Source organism: Lysinibacillus sphaericus (assembly GCF_002982115.1).
Taxonomy (GTDB): domain Bacteria; phylum Bacillota; class Bacilli; order Bacillales_A; family Planococcaceae; genus Lysinibacillus; species Lysinibacillus sphaericus.
Window position 1 is genome coordinate 2,640,781 of sequence record NZ_CP019980.1, and the last position, 16,674, is coordinate 2,657,454.

Annotated in this window: 18 protein-coding genes; 4 read left to right on the forward strand and 14 right to left on the reverse strand. The window is 35.0% G+C overall.

The window, feature by feature from the left end:
* Positions 1 to 126: 126 nt before the first annotated feature.
* The 4 genes from LS41612_RS23710 to LS41612_RS13425 all read right to left on the reverse strand — a co-directional run bounded on the left by LS41612_RS23710 (position 127) and on the right by LS41612_RS13425 (position 1,832).
* On the reverse strand, positions 127 to 258 hold the full coding sequence (locus LS41612_RS23710) for a hypothetical protein (RefSeq protein WP_255313708.1): 132 nt from the start codon (positions 256 to 258) through the stop codon (positions 127 to 129).
* Between the two features lie 12 nt (positions 259 to 270).
* A complete protein-coding gene (locus tag LS41612_RS13415; protein ID WP_024363651.1) occupies positions 271 to 720 on the reverse strand; it encodes an SMI1/KNR4 family protein in 450 nt (149 codons plus the stop codon).
* A gap of 45 nt (positions 721 to 765) precedes the next feature.
* On the reverse strand, positions 766 to 1,194 hold the full coding sequence (locus LS41612_RS13420) for a hypothetical protein (protein WP_024363650.1): 429 nt from the start codon (positions 1,192 to 1,194) through the stop codon (positions 766 to 768).
* Between the two features lie 104 nt (positions 1,195 to 1,298).
* Positions 1,299 to 1,832, reverse strand: coding sequence for a hypothetical protein (locus LS41612_RS13425; RefSeq protein WP_024363649.1), 534 nt, complete (start codon positions 1,830 to 1,832; stop codon positions 1,299 to 1,301).
* A gap of 306 nt (positions 1,833 to 2,138) precedes the next feature.
* On the opposite strand from LS41612_RS13425, the gene pdxR reads away from it, so the two are divergent.
* A complete protein-coding gene (pdxR, locus tag LS41612_RS13430; RefSeq protein ID WP_024363648.1) occupies positions 2,139 to 3,542 on the forward strand; it encodes a MocR-like pyridoxine biosynthesis transcription factor PdxR in 1,404 nt (467 codons plus the stop codon).
* A 30-nt stretch (positions 3,543 to 3,572) separates the two neighbouring features.
* On the opposite strand, the gene LS41612_RS13435 is transcribed toward pdxR, so the two are convergent.
* The 5 genes from LS41612_RS13435 to LS41612_RS13455 form a co-directional block, all read right to left on the reverse strand.
* Positions 3,573 to 3,893, reverse strand: coding sequence for a TIGR04104 family putative zinc finger protein (locus tag LS41612_RS13435; RefSeq protein WP_024363647.1), 321 nt, complete (start codon positions 3,891 to 3,893; stop codon positions 3,573 to 3,575).
* 103 nt (positions 3,894 to 3,996) lie between these two features.
* A complete protein-coding gene (locus LS41612_RS13440) occupies positions 3,997 to 5,220 on the reverse strand; it encodes a GNAT family N-acetyltransferase (RefSeq protein WP_024363646.1) in 1,224 nt (407 codons plus the stop codon).
* Positions 5,217 to 5,945, reverse strand: coding sequence for an AAA family ATPase (locus tag LS41612_RS13445; RefSeq protein WP_024363645.1), 729 nt, complete (start codon positions 5,943 to 5,945; stop codon positions 5,217 to 5,219). The genes LS41612_RS13440 and LS41612_RS13445 overlap by 4 nt, the downstream gene beginning before the upstream one ends.
* 719 nt (positions 5,946 to 6,664) lie before the next feature.
* Entirely contained in the window at positions 6,665 to 7,213 is a 549-nt protein-coding gene (locus tag LS41612_RS13450) for a pyridoxamine 5'-phosphate oxidase family protein (RefSeq protein WP_024363644.1), read from the reverse strand.
* Between the two features lie 136 nt (positions 7,214 to 7,349).
* Complete coding sequence (locus LS41612_RS13455; protein WP_024363643.1) at positions 7,350 to 8,036, reverse strand: DUF421 domain-containing protein; 687 nt, start codon at positions 8,034 to 8,036, stop codon at positions 7,350 to 7,352.
* A gap of 284 nt (positions 8,037 to 8,320) precedes the next feature.
* On the opposite strand from LS41612_RS13455, the gene LS41612_RS13460 reads away from it, so the two are divergent.
* From LS41612_RS13460 to fumC, 3 genes are all read left to right on the forward strand, one after another.
* Entirely contained in the window at positions 8,321 to 9,940 is a 1,620-nt protein-coding gene (locus LS41612_RS13460; protein WP_024363642.1) for an ABC1 kinase family protein, read from the forward strand.
* 152 nt (positions 9,941 to 10,092) lie between these two features.
* Positions 10,093 to 10,311 (forward strand): hypothetical protein, encoded by a 219-nt coding sequence (locus LS41612_RS13465; RefSeq protein ID WP_024363641.1) that lies wholly within the window; start codon positions 10,093 to 10,095, stop codon positions 10,309 to 10,311.
* Between the two features lie 311 nt (positions 10,312 to 10,622).
* A complete protein-coding gene (gene fumC / locus LS41612_RS13470; protein WP_024363640.1) occupies positions 10,623 to 12,011 on the forward strand; it encodes a class II fumarate hydratase in 1,389 nt (462 codons plus the stop codon).
* A 138-nt stretch (positions 12,012 to 12,149) separates the two neighbouring features.
* On the opposite strand, the gene LS41612_RS13475 is transcribed toward fumC, so the two are convergent.
* The 5 genes from LS41612_RS13475 to LS41612_RS13495 all read right to left on the reverse strand — a co-directional run bounded on the left by LS41612_RS13475 (position 12,150) and on the right by LS41612_RS13495 (position 16,640).
* Positions 12,150 to 12,953 carry a hypothetical protein gene (locus LS41612_RS13475; protein WP_024363639.1) on the reverse strand — a complete coding sequence of 268 codons (804 nt, stop codon included), beginning with the start codon at positions 12,951 to 12,953 and terminating at the stop codon, positions 12,150 to 12,152.
* A gap of 275 nt (positions 12,954 to 13,228) precedes the next feature.
* Complete coding sequence (locus tag LS41612_RS13480) at positions 13,229 to 14,317, reverse strand: sensor histidine kinase (RefSeq protein WP_024363638.1); 1,089 nt, start codon at positions 14,315 to 14,317, stop codon at positions 13,229 to 13,231.
* Positions 14,314 to 14,997, reverse strand: a complete 684-nt coding sequence (locus LS41612_RS13485) for a response regulator transcription factor (protein WP_024363637.1) — start codon at positions 14,995 to 14,997, stop codon at positions 14,314 to 14,316. Before LS41612_RS13485 ends, LS41612_RS13480 begins: the two co-directional genes overlap by 4 nt.
* Positions 14,975 to 15,421: a class I SAM-dependent methyltransferase gene (locus tag LS41612_RS13490; protein ID WP_305981525.1), complete on the reverse strand. Its 447-nt coding sequence runs from the start codon at positions 15,419 to 15,421 to the stop codon at positions 14,975 to 14,977. The genes LS41612_RS13485 and LS41612_RS13490 overlap by 23 nt, the downstream gene beginning before the upstream one ends.
* Positions 15,422 to 15,701: 280 nt before the next feature.
* Positions 15,702 to 16,640, reverse strand: coding sequence for a stalk domain-containing protein (locus LS41612_RS13495; protein WP_024363636.1), 939 nt, complete (start codon positions 16,638 to 16,640; stop codon positions 15,702 to 15,704).
* Positions 16,641 to 16,674: the final 34 nt, after the last annotated feature.

Sequence of the window (16,674 nt, forward strand, 5' to 3'; positions counted from 1 at the left end):
TATCAGGATGAGAAGATTTTAAGCTTCTGACCCTCCCTATGTATTTGAACGAAAAAGTATTCCGTAAACACGAACCATATTATTAATATTGCAATGCATATATTAATCCCATCTTTTGCATAAATATTACTTATAAAAATCGTCAATATTTTCCTGATTTAGTATTTTCATAATATAAAAAAGACTGTCATGAATTTCTTCTGCAATCTCTAAGTCTTCTGCACAACCTGTATTTTTTGCCAGAAGTTCTACCCCCACTTTTATTTCACCTTAATATATACGTTCTTCTTCCTCATCTTCTAGTATCTGATGAAAAAAGTCAGAAAAATCCTCCCATACATCTGGCTTGGAGATAAAGTCTTGCTGCTCTAATTTATTTATTTCTACAGAATCTAGCCAAATGATTGATGGTGTTTTTTCAGTATCCATAACAATAATACTTTCAGTTTGTTCAGCAATAACAACGAATCTATTCGGTAAACCAACAGCTTCTCTTATTCTTATAGTTTCGCGTATAAAATTAGTTGGCTCAGAAAATTGAAAAGAATGGATATCTATTCCACCAACAATACCTCCACTGTAAAAGCCAGATATTTCACGAAAATTATTGGGTAGCTTTATTTGGAGTTCATTTTCAATTTTATCTAAAGACTCTTTAGTAACTCCATCAAAATCATATAAAGCCTGGTATTTATTTTGTAATTCATTTATATCTTTCATATTTTATTTACCTCCAAAATTCTATTTATCTCGGAAAAATAGAATCTAGTTTGTTTCTTCTAAATACTTCTGTTTTGTATCTTTGAATATTTCTTTAATCCAATTTATTATTACTTTTTTTATCTTTTCAATGTTATTATTGTTCAATGTACAAACTATTACTAACTCGTTCGGGCTGCTATTTTCATTAATCCAATAAGAAAATACATCATCATTATTAGAGCTTTCTTGGATAATTTTTATTATTTTATTCTCTTTTTTTGATTTTGCCGAAAATATCGGATTTCCATCCATCATTTTTTTTCCATTACTGAAGGTAGTGTTGTAATAAGGACATATCCAATCACTTCCCTCAATATTCTCTTGATGCAACCACATGAAAAACATATCCATCCAATATTTTTCTAAAGAAGAATATACATCTTCATCATCTAAATAGTTAACAAAATCATGAAGCAATTTGCTATTTTCCACGACACTTCTCTCCTCCAGCATTATCAAGTAAGTAAGTCATGCACAAACGGATTTGAATAAAGTAACCAGCAGGTGCGCATTTTACACGTTAATAGCAAGGTTGTTCAAGAGCATTGCCAGAAACCAGCAATAACCTCTCCTGTTTCATTATGCTTATATAGATATAATGCACCGTACATAAATACATAATCCATATTATCACTATAGCCTTCTTCGTCTATTTGTAGAAAAAAGGAGTAATTATCATTTTTCAACTCTTTATCATAATAACTTTTCGGTTGAATAAGACGTGGTTCTCCTAAAACTTTAATAAACAAATAATTATTCCCTTGTTTTTGCGAATAATCGCTTATGGAGTTTATACCTAAATCTAAAATACGCTTATCCGTATTTCTTCCAATTTCGGAGTATTTATGCTCTATAACCCGTACTTCAATTGAAGGATATATATTTCTTTCCAATAAAGTATCAAAATCCTTATGAATAATAATCGAAAGCATAACATCCTCTTTTTCTGGATGAACTAGAGTTGCATAAAACCTGTAATCATCAGATATTTTTTCTTCAATGAATTTTGGAGGATTACCACCTATTCTACCCCTCACATTATCATTAAAAGGAATACATTGAGCAAACAATTAAAACCCTCCCTTCCATCTGCTTTAAGCCATAGACATAATCTTTTTTTGTTTTGGTGCTGGTAGATTGCTGATATCATCGGCGCTACGAAATACTGACCTGTGTATTCCAACGCTTCAAAATACACCATTTATTCCCACTTTACTTTTTCATTATTTTACCATTATTTAAAATTACAAACTAGTATATATCAAATGCATATTAGCATTCCCTTTCTACAAAGATTGCTGTACGCTAATACATAAGTAATTGACATATAAAAAGTTAGTTTTTTATGTTTTTTAAAATGTCATGGAGGTTTTGATATGGACGATTTTATATTTCCTATTCACAATAATGAGGCGAAATATAAGCAAATTTATCAGCAATTAAAGACTTTAATTGAGCAAGGAATCTTAAAGTCCAATGATTGCCTTCCTTCTATTCGACGATTGGCGGAGACGTTACAGGTCAGTCGTAATACAACATTAACTGCTTATGAACAGTTGGTAGCGGAAGGCTACATACGTGGTGAAGGTCGTAAAGGCTATTTCGTTAATGTATTGGAACAAGTGTTTTTACAGGAAGAGGAACAAACAAGTGGGACAGAAAAAATACAGCAAGTGTTGCCAGCTATAAAAATTGATTTTCGGGCTGGTGCTATCGATCAATCCCATTTTCCGCTAAAAACTTGGCGACAATTTGCTAATCGAGCACTCCAGTTAGCAGATAGTTTTGTGTATGGCGATCCTTTTGGGGAGCCTGTATTAAGAGAGCAGCTTGTTCACTACTTACTTCAAGCACGTGGGGTAAAATGTGAGGCGGATGATATTATTGTTGGTAGCAGTACACAGCAATTGTTATTGTATCTCGGTTTTATTTTGAAGCATGATTTTACAAGTGTAATTGTTGAAAATCCAGGTTATGTTGGTGCACGTCAATCATTTACATTAAATGGTTTTGAGTTGGAAGCACTACCTGTTTTGACGCATGGCGCTGAACTTCAGCTATTGACACACATGCAATCACGGCTTTTATATGTAACCCCCTCCCACCATTTCCCTTACGGTGTTTCAATGTCTATTCAACAAAGGCAATTGATGATTCAATGGGCAAAAAGAGTACGTGGTTACATTATCGAAGACGATTATGACAGTGAATTTCGTTATACGCAGCAACCATTTCCGGCACTTGCCTCTATCGACCATTCGCGCGTTATTTATATGGGAACTTTTTCAAAATCTTTTTTACCAGGTATTCGTTTAAGCTATATGGTATTGCCTAAGTCACTTACCCATCGTTACAAAGAACAATTTGATCAATTTGAACATAATGCCTCTTCTCTCCATCAATTAACGATGGCGGCATTTATGGAAAAGGGTGAGTGGACACGTCATATTAAAAGAATGCGTATTATTTATAAACATAAAATGAACTGTCTTGTAGAAGAACTTAAAAAGCATTTCGGGCACAAAATGACAATATTGGGGGAGCATTCAGGTCTTTATGTATTGATTAAGTTGCATGTGCAGCAAACCGAAGAAGAGCTACTCCAAGCTGCTGAGCATTGCGGTGTAAAAGTGTACCCAACTAGCCCGTATTATCTGCAACAGACAAACACTGAACCAATATTACAGTTAGGATTTAGTATGTTGTCAATCGAGGATATCCAAAAAGGCGTTCAATTATTATCACAAGCATGGCCGTTGCTACGTTCCAAACAACATTAAAACGCGGGCTTTCAAAAACCCGCGTTTTTACTATGTATCATTTTGAGCGTATTTTTGCAAATGCTTTGGTATTTCCCGTAAATCCATTAACAACGGCATCATCATCAGTAAGGTCAATAAATAAATAGCAATTCCTATTGCCACAGCCGAACTTTTCACTTCCTCCTCAATAACATAGGGCATTGTAATATAAGGTACAAAGACCAAAAGTAAAATAGAAATACGAGTCATTGAAGTGAGCATTTGTTTTTTTGCGCAATAAGGGCAACTGATAAATCGTGAAAATGTTACAATCGAACGCATCGATTGCTTCCAAGTCCATTTCTCCTTACATTCAATACATTTTGGCATACAGTGCATCTCCTCCATTCACTAATTATGCCATATTCTTTCTCAAAGAAGCACTTCATTAAAGCAAAAAAGAATTGCACAGGTTTTCCCTGCACAAATTCTTTTAAAAATAATCTATAAATGTCGGGATACCTACAGGTAGAACAGCTTCTAAAAGGGCCAATTCAATTGCTTCACCTTGTAAGCGCTCGATTTTTTCTAAATAGCTAGGTCGTTTATAGCCCAATAGCATCGTAGCTAACGTCTGTACGGTTAGTTGTATAGCATTTTCGGATAATTGTTCGCTCACCTTCTCAACAGATACTTCTCCGCTTTGCACTGTGACAACAAAGGTACCATTATTCCAAGCGACAATACGGTCAGTTACCGCAAAGCGCAGTTGGAAGTCACTTCCTATAAACGGATAACGCATTAAAAATTCCTTTACGTCCACAATGCGTGCCATAAAGTAAGGAGAAACCTTTTGAATAATTTCACTATCCTCTAGTAAAAAAGCGACTGCTTCATTGCCCGTTGTTTTCCCATACACGTTATAGACCATTGAGCTATGGGCAGAGACAAAGTTCCATAACCCTTTACGAGCTTCTTCCTGCATATAAACAATCTCATCAATATAGAAATTTTCTTCCATTATACGGTAGAACATATAACCTTGTGCCACATCGTCCTCATCGTAATAGATTGCAGCTTGTAGTTTGACATCACTGTCTATAAACTTTTCTTCCCAAAAGTCTTCTTGAAATTTTTCATTCCACGCAATACTATTACGCACCATAACGCCATGTGTTTTTTTGGCATAGCGTGCATAAATAGCGACTACATCCTCATCTTTTGGATCGACTCGGCGAATTTTACCGTTTAGTCCGCCATAATGAGGGAGTTGCGTATCTTTTACTTGAAACTCCACAATATCGCTCATAATTTCCCAACCCTTTTTGCGATAATATGGAATGGAATAAGGAAATAAATAAGAAATATATCGACCTTCCTCTCGCATTTGTTCGAGGCATTTCAAAATAAGACTTTCCATCAAGCCGTGTCTAGAATATTCTGGATAGGTACCAACAGCCGTAATACCACCCATTTCATAAAATTTCCCATGTACATTTACTTGAAAAGGTAAATTTAATATTTGTGATACTAGTTGAGAGCCGTCAAACCAGCCAAATGCATGCCCTTCATCGAACTGTTTACTTTTGGCATTGACGAAACGACGATCCTTATGAATGGACATAGACATTTGAAATACATAATTTAGTAAATCAATTGACTGAGCCATCTCATCAAGTCGTATTTCTCGCATTACTAAACCTTTTCGTTGATTCATGATTCTCTCTCCTCATCAAATAGCTCTGCAAAAATAGTGTCTGGTGCATTTAAAAATCGCTTCGTTACAATATAATGTATAGTGTCTTTGTATCGAATCGATTCAATTCCCCCATCGTCAAAACTGTAAATGGTCGCATTCGGATAACCAAGTAAAATGGGCGAATGGGTAGCAATAATAAACTGAGCTTCATGCTCTAAATCTTTCATGATTTTAAGAAGACTAAGTTGTCTCGTAGGTGATAAAGCCGCTTCAGGCTCGTCCAATAAATAAATCGCCTTGCCTTTAAAACGGTTCATAAATAGCGATAAAAAGGACTCGCCATGTGATTGGTGGTGTAGTGATTTGCCACCAAATGCAGCATACTTATTCGGATGTTCTAACAAATCAATATGACTTGCAAATTGATAAAACGTCTCTGATCTTAGAAAAAAGCCGTTCGTCACTTTAGGCCACCAAGATAAGCGAATATAATCTCCTAATGCCGATTCCGCCTTATGTACTTCATAGGTATTTTGACGTCCCCCACCTGCTGTATTAAATTCACAGCAATCCGCAATAGCTTCCAGTAACGTCGATTTTCCAGAGCCATTTTCCCCAACAAAAAACGTCACATTCGTTGGAAACGCTAACTCTTGTAAATCCTGCAAACTAGGTATATTAAAAGGATATAGGTGTTTTTCCTCTATGTTGTCCTGTAAAACTTTGCATGCTTTTAAATACATCCTTATTCCCCTCCCTTTTACTATTATAACTCCCAATAACTATTGTGAAACGGTCTTCTTTTCCAAATACAATAAAAAAATACCTGCTAGCTATAACAGCATAATGCCAACTAGGGAAATAGGTGACCAGACTAGCGTTAAACAGAAATAAAAGTCAGAATATTAAAATAAAGCATAAACTCATCATTCCTTTTAATACCGAACAATACCGAATGCCTACTTGTCATACCTATATCGGAAACACGACATCCCTTGCCGTTACAGTAAATACCTACACAATATTTCCCGAGAAATATTTCATTTATCCAGCGCAAATTACTAATAAAGATAATAAAATTATGCCATTATAACGATTTGAATAAGAAGGGGTGGTACCTCCTATACTTGATTGGCGTTCAACACTTAGCTCATGGTGGTTAAAAGCGTAGAAACTACAAGTGCTAGCAGTCCTATCATTGATACGTTATTGTTTGTTATGATGTGCATATAGCCTCCTCTACTTTTCATTATTTCTTATATTAAAAAACCCCATCTCCCAAAAATAGAGAGACGAAGTTATCCGCAGTACTACTTTAATTACATAAAGGCTTCCTTTAACAATGTAGGCTGACTATAGTTATCTTATTCAGTACAAAGACGCTTGAACGAGTTCTCGAATTGTTTACCAGCAGCCACCGTGTAAACTTTCCCCACTATTATTTCCAAGTCAAGTTGCTATTTTAAATATCCTGTTGAATGGATCTACCAGGATAAAACTTCATTTGTCCATTATCTTGATGTGCTTTAGCGGTCATCGTTATTGGTTTCAATTTTAGAACAATCGTTTTACTTCCTAAAGAAGATTGATACTTCTCAACATGTGCTTTTGATAAGGGCGCTTGATAGTAAGCTGGGACATATTTATCTAGCATTGCTTGCATTGCTGCCGTTGCTTCGTCTAAATTTGTTACTACTTCGATGATACCGTTTGCGATAACGCTCATATAAGCAGTATCTGTATTAGCAGGAATCGGATCGGCAATTGTTCCGTAATTTTCACTTATGGTCATACAAGCATTTGAATTCGTATGTAAGATGGTGATTTTTCTTCCTTCATTTGCGCCATGAATATAAAAAATCCCTTCTTTGAATACAAAATTAAGCGGAATGACATATGGCATGTTATGATCTACCAAGCCAAGAAAAGCTGTTTGAGCTTCTCGTAAAAAGTTATAAATTTGCCCTTCATTTGTACACATTCGATCCGCCTTACGAATATTAGTTTCCATCCATATCACTTCTCCTTACCTATGATATTGGAAGTTTATAATAGAACCGTGCGATTAAGAAGGGACAGTTTTGGGAATATCCATGGGTACAAGAAACTGTTAAAAAACCAGCACGTATTTAAAATTACGTGCTGGTCTAATATTTTTGGATAAATAATTGCCCATTCGATTGGATTTCAGCATAGAATACTTCTTCAATATTTTCGATAGACATCTTTTTCAGTTCATCTTTTAACCATTGTCGATTTTTCCCAACTTCTAATAAATTTCTTTTTAATAATTTTCCATCTGATATTATTTCAATTGGCAAAAAAGGTGGATTTTCTGGTGAGATGTTTATATCTATTTTTTGGGTACCTTGAAATGGCGGTTTCTTAAGAATACTAAGCGTACCATTCGGTTCTAGAATGGCAAAATCTATTTCATCAATTGAAAAAACTTGGTATTGTCTAATCATCATCGTTAGGTCATCAATATTGACACCGGTTCGCTTTAATGCTTTTCGATCGATTTTGCCATGTTTTATAACAATTGTAGGCTGACCGTCCAGCAACATTCTTATTTTCCCTGATTTCAAACTGATATAGCCGATTAGTGTCGTCAACGAACACCAAATAATTAAGCTTACCAAATCTTTCATGTAATCTTTAGTACTTAAAACAATCATATTTGCGGCAATCGAGCCAATTGTGATTCCTGTTACGTAATTAAAAAAAGTAAGTTGACTTAATTGTTTTTTCCCTAAAAAACGTGTGAGGGCAAGAAGTACGAAAAAAGTTACAACTGTTTCTATTGCTATTTGTAAGTAGCTTACATCTTTCATATCACCACTCCTATCTATACAATAGAATGCGTTATGCAGTCCATAACATACACTCAAAACTAGGTGCATTCCTTGTTCTCACCACTAGCTTGCTTCTAGAAGAAATTTTTGTAAGGCATAAATAACCCCTAAGGTTAATTTCAGTGCTATTTTTTATTAGATTGATACATAAAATACAATCCATTTAGATTGGCAATTGGTGTATGATTTAGATATTCGATTTATAGGAAATATTTACATATAATTTGTCTTTTTGCTCAAATAAAAAATCGGAGGTATGTCGCATGAAAAAAAGGAAAAGTTGGTATCGTATGTGGAAAATACTTTCCTTCGCTTTTTCCATGTTGTTGCAAGTTTATTGGTTTCGCATTCGAAAAAAATCGGAACCACAATGGGAAATGCTCTGGGAAAAGCTTGGTCGACAATTTCGAGAAACGTTATTTGAACTCGAAGGTGTGTTGATTAAAGTCGGACAACTTTTAAGTATTCGCGAAGATTTACTACCAAAAAGTTTTATTAGCCAAATACAGGATTTAGTAGATCAAGTCCCTCCCTCTCCTTGGGAAGACATTCAACTTGTTTTGGAAAAAGAATGGGGAAGTCCTGTTGACAATGTACTTCTTTCAATCGAGACAAAAGCTGTCGCTTCCGCATCCATTGGAGAGGTTTATCGCGGAAAGTTAAAGGATGGTACGAATGTAGCAATTAAAGTACAGCGACCCACTATACCAACTATTATGCGAACGGATTTTCGTTCGCTAGCTATTATTATGTGGTTTGCGCAATATATTGCTCCAGTACCTAAAGGCTTTATTAATTTTAAATTGCTTTTTAATGAAGTCAAACATGTCATCAGTAGGGAATTAGATTTTAATAAAGAACTAGACACCATGACACATTTTCGCGAACGCTTTGCATCGATTGATGAACTTAAGATTCCTAGTGCGTATCCCGAACTTAGCACCTCTCAAGTATTAGTAATGGAATGGATAGATGGTGCAAGAATAACAGATAACGCATTTTTAACTTCCAATCAAATTGATAAAGAAGCATTATCTGAGCGATTAATGCGCATTTTCTTACCACAATGGCTAGAGGCTGGGCTATTTCATGCTGATCCGCACGCTGGCAATGTGCTAGTAACGGAGGATGGTACAATTGTCCTTCTTGATTTTGGTATGGTTGGCGAAATATCAAGAAAAGATGCAGCCAATTTTCAAATTTTAATGCAGGCTATTTTATTAAAAAATTATGCTCAAGCGGCTGAAACATTAAAAAATTTAGGATTTTTACTACCAGGAGCGGATTTAAAAATCATTGAAAATCTTCTAAGAGAAGTACTACTATTGGATTTAAACAAAGTAAAGGAAATGGATGTATTTGCTGTCAAAAAAGAAATGAATGACATGATAAAATTACTTCCTATACAAGTTCCTACACGATTTATCTTTTTAGGGCGCTCGTTTGTGACAATTGAAGGTATGTTGCTGACCCTTACTCCAGAGAAAGAAATTTTAGACATTATTAAACCTGTATTTTCAGATTGGATCAAGCAAGGAAGCTCAAATAATTGGAAAACTGTTTTACAATGGCTTAATGCGCTCCCAATTTTTAAAGTATTCCATTCCCTGCAAGACCTTGTGGAGACACCCCAGCGAATGTTAATTCAAAAAGATGCATTGCAGCAAAGGGATTTTGTCTTTGCAATCTATGAAAATCAAAAAAAGCAAGCCTTTATCATTAGTGTACTAGCATTAGGCGCAGTTTTCTTTGGCCTGTATTTACAATATGCCCTCCTTATAAAAGCACCGAGTGGCGTATTAGCACTTTCTAGTCTTTTTTATATCGTAAGTAGTTGGAAACAAAAAAGATGGTTACAACGGCTCTCCAAAAAAACGCTATAGATAACATTAGCCTCCTAATTCTAACGTTTAGGAGGCTTTCCTTATGCTTTCCAATGGGATTTTCATGCTATTCGTCCTGTTATACCAACTGTTCTATAATCAGCCAGTTACTCATAAATTGACTAAAATACAAAATAAGGAGAACTGTGAAAATGCATGTTGTTCATTTTTATGAAAATAAGATTTCCGTTTTGAATCAGCTATTAATTCGCATTCCAACTATTGATGAAAACATCCAAATTAAAGGTCGAAAAGCAAAAGTAGTGGACGTTATTCAAATGAATGAGCGCCAGTATCATGTTATTGTGCTTTTTGAAAAAATATCAAAAAAACAACCTTTAACAAAAGATCTTGGGAAGAAGAAAAGATAGTTCTTCCCTTTTTTATGTTTATCAACATACAAGGTGTGGGTAGACAAACAACATAACAGTAACCGCAATAATAATTGATTTTTTTGAACAAAATGCGAACTATTCTCATTAATAGTATTTTTATTGAGCAGAACAATTGACTTTTTAATTGATAACAATTATCATTATCATATAGATTATTTCTTTTCTCTAAACTGTTTATTTCAGAATCCCCCCTTATTTTTTGAAATAAACATGCATTAAACGGATATTCTTACATCACACTAAGAATATCCGTTTTTTAGTTACATAAATTGAAGGAGCTGTTCTCAATGGATTATCGTATTGAAAAAGACACTATGGGTGAGATCAAAGTACCTGCCAATAAAATTTGGGGTGCTCAAACCCAACGTAGTAAAGAGAATTTTCAAATTGGTACTGAACACATGCCGATTGAATTGATTCAAGCTATGGCGATTTTAAAGAAAAGTGCAGCAATCGCAAATAATAAATTAGGAAAGCTTTCGGATATTAAAGCCAATGCAATTGTACAAGCGGCAGATGAAATTTTAAATGGTCAATGGGACGATCAATTCCCACTTGTTGTCTGGCAAACTGGTAGTGGTACCCAATCGAATATGAATGTCAACGAGGTGATTGCGCATCGTGCAAACCAAATTTTACAAGATGCTGGCGAAGCTGACCGCATTCACCCAAATGACGATGTCAATAAATCTCAAAGCTCGAACGATACGTTTCCAACTGCGTTGCATATTGCAGCCGTACTAAAAGTAGAAGACTATCTACTGCCTCGCCTTCGTTTATTAAAGGCAACATTGGATGAAAAAGCAGAGCAATTTAAAGATATTATTAAAATTGGACGTACCCATTTACAAGATGCTACCCCGCTGACATTGGGACAAGAAATTAGTGGCTGGTCTGCTATGCTAGGTAAATCCGAGCAAATGATTAAACATAATGTGGACTACATGAAAGAGCTTGCGATTGGCGGTACGGCTGTCGGGACGGGTATTAATGCACATCCTGAATTTGGTGAGCGTGTAGCAGCTGAAATTAGTGAACTAACGGGCAAACAGTTCACTTCCGCAGCAAATAAATTCCATGCTTTAACAAGTCATGATGAAGCGGTTGTGGCACATGGTGCATTAAAAGCACTTGCTGCTGATTTGATGAAGATTGCCAATGACGTACGTTGGCTAGCAAGTGGTCCACGCTCTGGTATTGGTGAAATTACTATTCCAGAAAATGAACCAGGCTCATCCATTATGCCAGGTAAAGTGAATCCGACGCAAAGTGAAGCGATGACAATGGTTGTTACGCAAGTAGTTGGGAACGATGCAACAATTGCCTTTGCCGCTTCGCAAGGGAATTTTGAACTGAATGTCTTTAAACCTGTTATTATTTACAATTTCCTACAATCGACACGTCTGCTAGCAGATACGATGAAATCATTTAATGATCACTGCGCTATCGGCATCGAACCAAACAAAGAGGTACTGGATCATAACTTGCAAAACTCGCTAATGCTTGTAACAGCCTTAAACCCTTATATTGGCTATGAAAATGCGGCAAAAATTGCGAAGAAAGCACATAAAGAAGGCACGACTCTAAAAGAAGCGGCCATCGCTTCAGGCTTATTAACTGAAGAACAGTTCGATGAATATGTTGATCCAGCTACAATGATTTATCCGAATGCATAAATACAAAAGGCACCAAGAAGTTTTGACTCTTGGTGCCTTTATATTTTGATGGTTGTGTAAATACTGCCATCGTTGAATTCCACCCCTATTAGCAGTTCGTGGTGGTTTACCCGCGATTTACACTGGTTTATCAGCGATTTAATTCGCCTTTTCAACTACATAGCTTTCAGGAACGAAAAATGTGCTGTAAAGGTCAGATTCACTATTAAACGTCACTGCATAATAGTTACCAATTTTAAAACCTGCACTTTTAAGAACAGTACCTGTTGGCAATGGACGTGCAAGTCTTTGATAATAATCGTTATTGTTAATTAAATATGGTTTAATATGCTGTACCGTATCTTTTGTGACAATAAATAATATATCCTTATTCACAACTTGCGGTTCGATTAGTTGAATATCTGTTGGATCAATTGTTCGCTTTTCAATACCGCCACCTACAAAACTCATATCATACGTATTGACAAGTTCCCCCTGTTCAAAGATAAAATTCCCCCATTTATTTAAATAGGTATAATAAGAGTGTGCATGCGTTGCCAAACTATCACTCTCATTATAAAACGAGTAAAATGGTTTATCTCTATTAATCCACATATAGGCAGGATTTTGATAAAATTTTACACGTTGTTCAAACGGAATCGCTTTAAATACAGTTAAATCGCTTGCTTGTACACGATATCCCGAGCTCATCCAATAATATGTTTGTTTATTATATTTTTCAATATTATATACACGGAAGTAATTTCCCTTTTTGACTAACATCGATTCAAACTGACCATTGGCCTTTTTCTTATACACTTTTACATCTTTCGAAAACGTTAGCTTCCCCGTTTGCCCTTTGACAATTTCTACGCCGTCATAGATTACTTTCGCTTTGGATGTTGATGGATTAACCATTAATACTACAAATGCTGCAAGTAACATTAGAAAAAATTTTTTCACTATTCTCCTCCTACTTCTTGATTCAATTCTACTAATCTATTGTTATTTTACCAATAAATAGATTTAGCCGTCAAAAAACTATCAAAAATAACTTTTCTCCTTCTTATCTTGCTTAGGTTAAAAGTTATTCTCAAATAGTTTATTCTTGCCAATTTTTTGGACATCTACAATTTGTCCAATGTTCAGCAAAGACAAATAGCGAAACTGCATGTCGTCGGTCACTCCCAACTCCCCCTTGCAATATGATACAACAAGGTAATTTTTATTTTCTTAAATTAATTTTCTTTAATTGGAAGTTCAACAGTAAACGTAATCCAACCGTTTTTGTACTCTGCACAAATATCGCCATGATGCAGCTCCATAATTCTTTTTGAAATGGAAAGGCCCAGACCACTACCTTGTGCATCCATTCTCGCTTTATCCCCTCTAAAAAACCGTTCAAACATTTTATTGATATTATCCATTGGAGCGTTTGCCATTCTGTTTGATACTTTTAAAATGCCAGTATTATGATTAGCCTCAAACGATATTAGTAATGCTGATGGTTTTTCGCTGTATTTTATCGCATTAATAAAAAGGTTTTCATAAACACGCACAATTTTTTCAATATCGATTACAGCATGTATGTCTTCATCAGTGATTAAATTTTGAACAGTCAATTGTTGCTCTTCGAATATTGGACTATACTCTCCTACGATTTGCTGTAGTAAACTCGCCATGTCCACATTGCTCAAATTCAACTTCACATCAGGGCTCGATAAACGGGTAAATTCAAACAGTTCATCAATCAGATTTTTTAGTCTTAATGATTTGGAATAAATCGTTTCCAAGTATTCTTGAAGTTGTTCTTTATGTGTATATTGACCATCCTTTAACAATTTCAAATAGCCAATGATTGATGTTAATGGTGTCCGTAAATCATGGGATATATTTGTAATAAGCTCGTTTTTTTCTTTTTCTATTTGTCTTTCATGTATAAATTTCTGTTCTAACTCTTGCGACATGTAATTGATATTTATCGCTAGCTGAGATAGTTCGTCTTTCCCTTTAATATCAATTGTTTGTCCTAGTTCTCCACTTGCAATTTGTTGAACGGTATCGGAGATTAACTTGACATACATGATTTTTTTCCTTATTAGCATGCTAAAAATTAACACAAAAGTTATAATAGCTGTTGAAAACCAAGCAGTAAAAGCTACACTTGCTTGCCATACATTGAGATGATTATTGTTCATGATGAAATTAATTAACTCAAATATAGGACGAGATATAATACTCATCACAAAAATAGCACCGAATAAACTGATGACAATCATCATAAGAAGCTGAAAAGAGATTTTATGACGAAACTTAATCGTTCTCATATTTTATACCCCACACCCCAAATTGTCTTAATATAAATTGGATGTTTTGGATCGTCCTCGATTTTTTCTCTAATTTTTGTAATGTGCACCATCACCGTATTATCAGATTTATAAAAGTCATTCTTCCAAACTGCCTCATAAATTTTTGCAATACTTAAAACAATCCCTTTGTTTCGAGCAAGCAGTTCTAAAATGTCGAACTCTTTTGGTGTTAATCTAATTTCTTGCTGTTGTACCCAAATTTGACGTGTATCTGTATTGATTGTTAGATTCCCTATCTCGATTACACTTTTTACGAAAGTAGTTTCCGTATTGTACTTTTTATACCTTCTTAATTGGGATTTCACCCTAGCGATTAATTCCAATGGATTAAATGGTTTAGATAAATAATCATCAGCACCAGCAGCAAGTCCTTTAATTTTATCCATATCCTCTGATTTTGCTGAAAGCATAATAATAGGCATGGAACGCTCTTCCCGAATCTTCAAGCATGCTTCGATACCGTCCATTTTCGGCATCATAATATCTAAAACAATAAGGTCAAACGCTTTTTTTTCGAGCATTTGTAATGCTTCCACTGCATCTTCTGCCTTTTCAGTTTCCATCCCTTCATTTTCTAAATATACTGCAATCAGATTTCTTATCTCTTTATCATCGTCAACAATTAGTATTTTTGACATCTACTATTTCCTCCGGATGTTTATTTGCTATAGCACAGCTAAAGATGTAAGCAGGTGGCCAATTTCTATATTCTCTTGTTATTTCTAATTTGGCAAAAAACTGTTTAATGAATGCCTTTTTACATTTTGTATATTGAAATGTAATGAACAATCCATTGTCTTTTAGAATTTTTGTAGTGTTGTCTAAAATCTTGTATGATACCTTTTCGGGCAAACTTGAAAATGGAAGCCCTGAAATAACGTAATCAGCATAAGGAATTTGATACTCTTGCAAATATGTTTCAATATTTTCAGCAGATCCACATTTAATGTATACATTATCATGGTCTTTATAGCGTTGTTTAAGCAACGAACAAAATTTCATATTATTTTCTACTAATAATACAACGGTCTTGGCATTTTTTTTGGCAAGCAATTTTTTCAATCATTTTGTCACCTAGAAAACTCGAACTTGGCACAATCGCGCCTATCGTTTTAGGATTCACCATAAATTGAAATAAAAAAGAAAGCTTTTTCACAATTATTCACCTCTTGGTTTGAATTCATAATCTTACTTTAGAAATCAAACCTTAAAAGAACATGCCGAAAAACCTTAAGAATCCTGAAGAAAAATAAGTGCCAGTCACCAAAAATATTTAGAATATTCAGTTTTTTAATATAGTAAAAAAACCCCTCCATTGTACTTTGGAGGGGTTTGGGACATGTTATTGCATTAATTCTTCAAAAAATTCAATAGGTACATACGTTTTCGTTGGTTCTAATAACGCAGGTGCTACTTTAAAGTAACGAAGTGCTTTATTGTAGCCGTATGCTTTTTCACCACGTGTAATTGTGTAGGATAGCGCCCCTTTTGAAACAATAGCGCCAGTACCTGTTGATTCCACTTTAAAGCCTAATTCTTCTGCAATTAGACGTAATGGCACCATTGTTGTACCATCCACTTCATAAAAATCTGTTTTAATAATTTCTTGTACTGCTGCATTAGCTGAAGCTTCCTCTGTTCCTTCACCTTGTTCTTTCGCTGTAGCATCTAACACAATGACTTTTGTTGGCGGTGTTTGTGCAGGAATACTTCTTGTTGTAATTGTATAGAACACAAGTAAATGTTGTTCGGCTAAATCTTTAGCTGAGACTTCTTTAGCTGATTGGCTTTGGATCACCGTTTCTTTGCCAACATTTAATTTTAAACTGTTATCCGTATTGACTAAATCCTTATTGAAAAAGTCAACAGTGACACTACCCATTTCCTTTGTTTCCACGATTATAACTTCTGGATTATACTGTGGTGGATATATCATTAGCATTGGCTTATTTGCATACGTATATGCTGTTACTTTATCACCTTTTTGTAGCTTTACTTCTTTTCCCGTATTATCAAAAATAAGTGTGTCCTTATTTACGACAAAGACGTTCGTATTTTCGCCATCTTTCGTTGTGTAATACGTTGCATTATTACGTTCTTCCACGCTTTCAATTGTACCAGCTACTTTAATAAAAACCGGCTGCACTTGTGGCGTTTGTTCATCCTGTTGGGCATTTGTGACAACTGCTTCTCCTTCATTTGCTGATGCAGTTGGAGCGATTGCAACGCCCCCTAATAATAATGCTGTCATTGCAAATGGTACGACCTTTGTCATTTTCATAAAAAATACATCTCCTTCATTTCACGAGTTCATT

What these genes read in the sequence shown, in the direction of transcription:
- LS41612_RS13495 (WP_024363636.1), bottom strand. Translation starts at nt 16,640, where the DNA reads ATGAAAATGACAAAGGTCGTACCATTTGCAATGACAGCATTATTATTA.
- LS41612_RS13435 (WP_024363647.1), bottom strand. Translation starts at nt 3,893, where the DNA reads ATGCCAAAATGTATTGAATGTAAGGAGAAATGGACTTGGAAGCAATCG.
- LS41612_RS13415 (WP_024363651.1), bottom strand. Translation starts at nt 720, where the DNA reads ATGAAAGATATAAATGAATTACAAAATAAATACCAGGCTTTATATGAT.
- LS41612_RS13450 (WP_024363644.1), bottom strand. Translation starts at nt 7,213, where the DNA reads ATGGAAACTAATATTCGTAAGGCGGATCGAATGTGTACAAATGAAGGG.
- LS41612_RS13485 (WP_024363637.1), bottom strand. Translation starts at nt 14,997, where the DNA reads ATGTCAAAAATACTAATTGTTGACGATGATAAAGAGATAAGAAATCTG.
- fumC (WP_024363640.1), top strand. Translation starts at nt 10,623, where the DNA reads ATGGATTATCGTATTGAAAAAGACACTATGGGTGAGATCAAAGTACCT.
- LS41612_RS13445 (WP_024363645.1), bottom strand. Translation starts at nt 5,945, where the DNA reads ATGTATTTAAAAGCATGCAAAGTTTTACAGGACAACATAGAGGAAAAA.
- LS41612_RS13455 (WP_024363643.1), bottom strand. Translation starts at nt 8,036, where the DNA reads ATGAAAGATGTAAGCTACTTACAAATAGCAATAGAAACAGTTGTAACT.
- LS41612_RS13440 (WP_024363646.1), bottom strand. Translation starts at nt 5,220, where the DNA reads ATGAATCAACGAAAAGGTTTAGTAATGCGAGAAATACGACTTGATGAG.
- pdxR (WP_024363648.1), top strand. Translation starts at nt 2,139, where the DNA reads ATGGACGATTTTATATTTCCTATTCACAATAATGAGGCGAAATATAAG.
- LS41612_RS13460 (WP_024363642.1), top strand. Translation starts at nt 8,321, where the DNA reads ATGAAAAAAAGGAAAAGTTGGTATCGTATGTGGAAAATACTTTCCTTC.
- LS41612_RS13480 (WP_024363638.1), bottom strand. Translation starts at nt 14,317, where the DNA reads ATGAGAACGATTAAGTTTCGTCATAAAATCTCTTTTCAGCTTCTTATG.
- LS41612_RS13465 (WP_024363641.1), top strand. Translation starts at nt 10,093, where the DNA reads ATGCATGTTGTTCATTTTTATGAAAATAAGATTTCCGTTTTGAATCAG.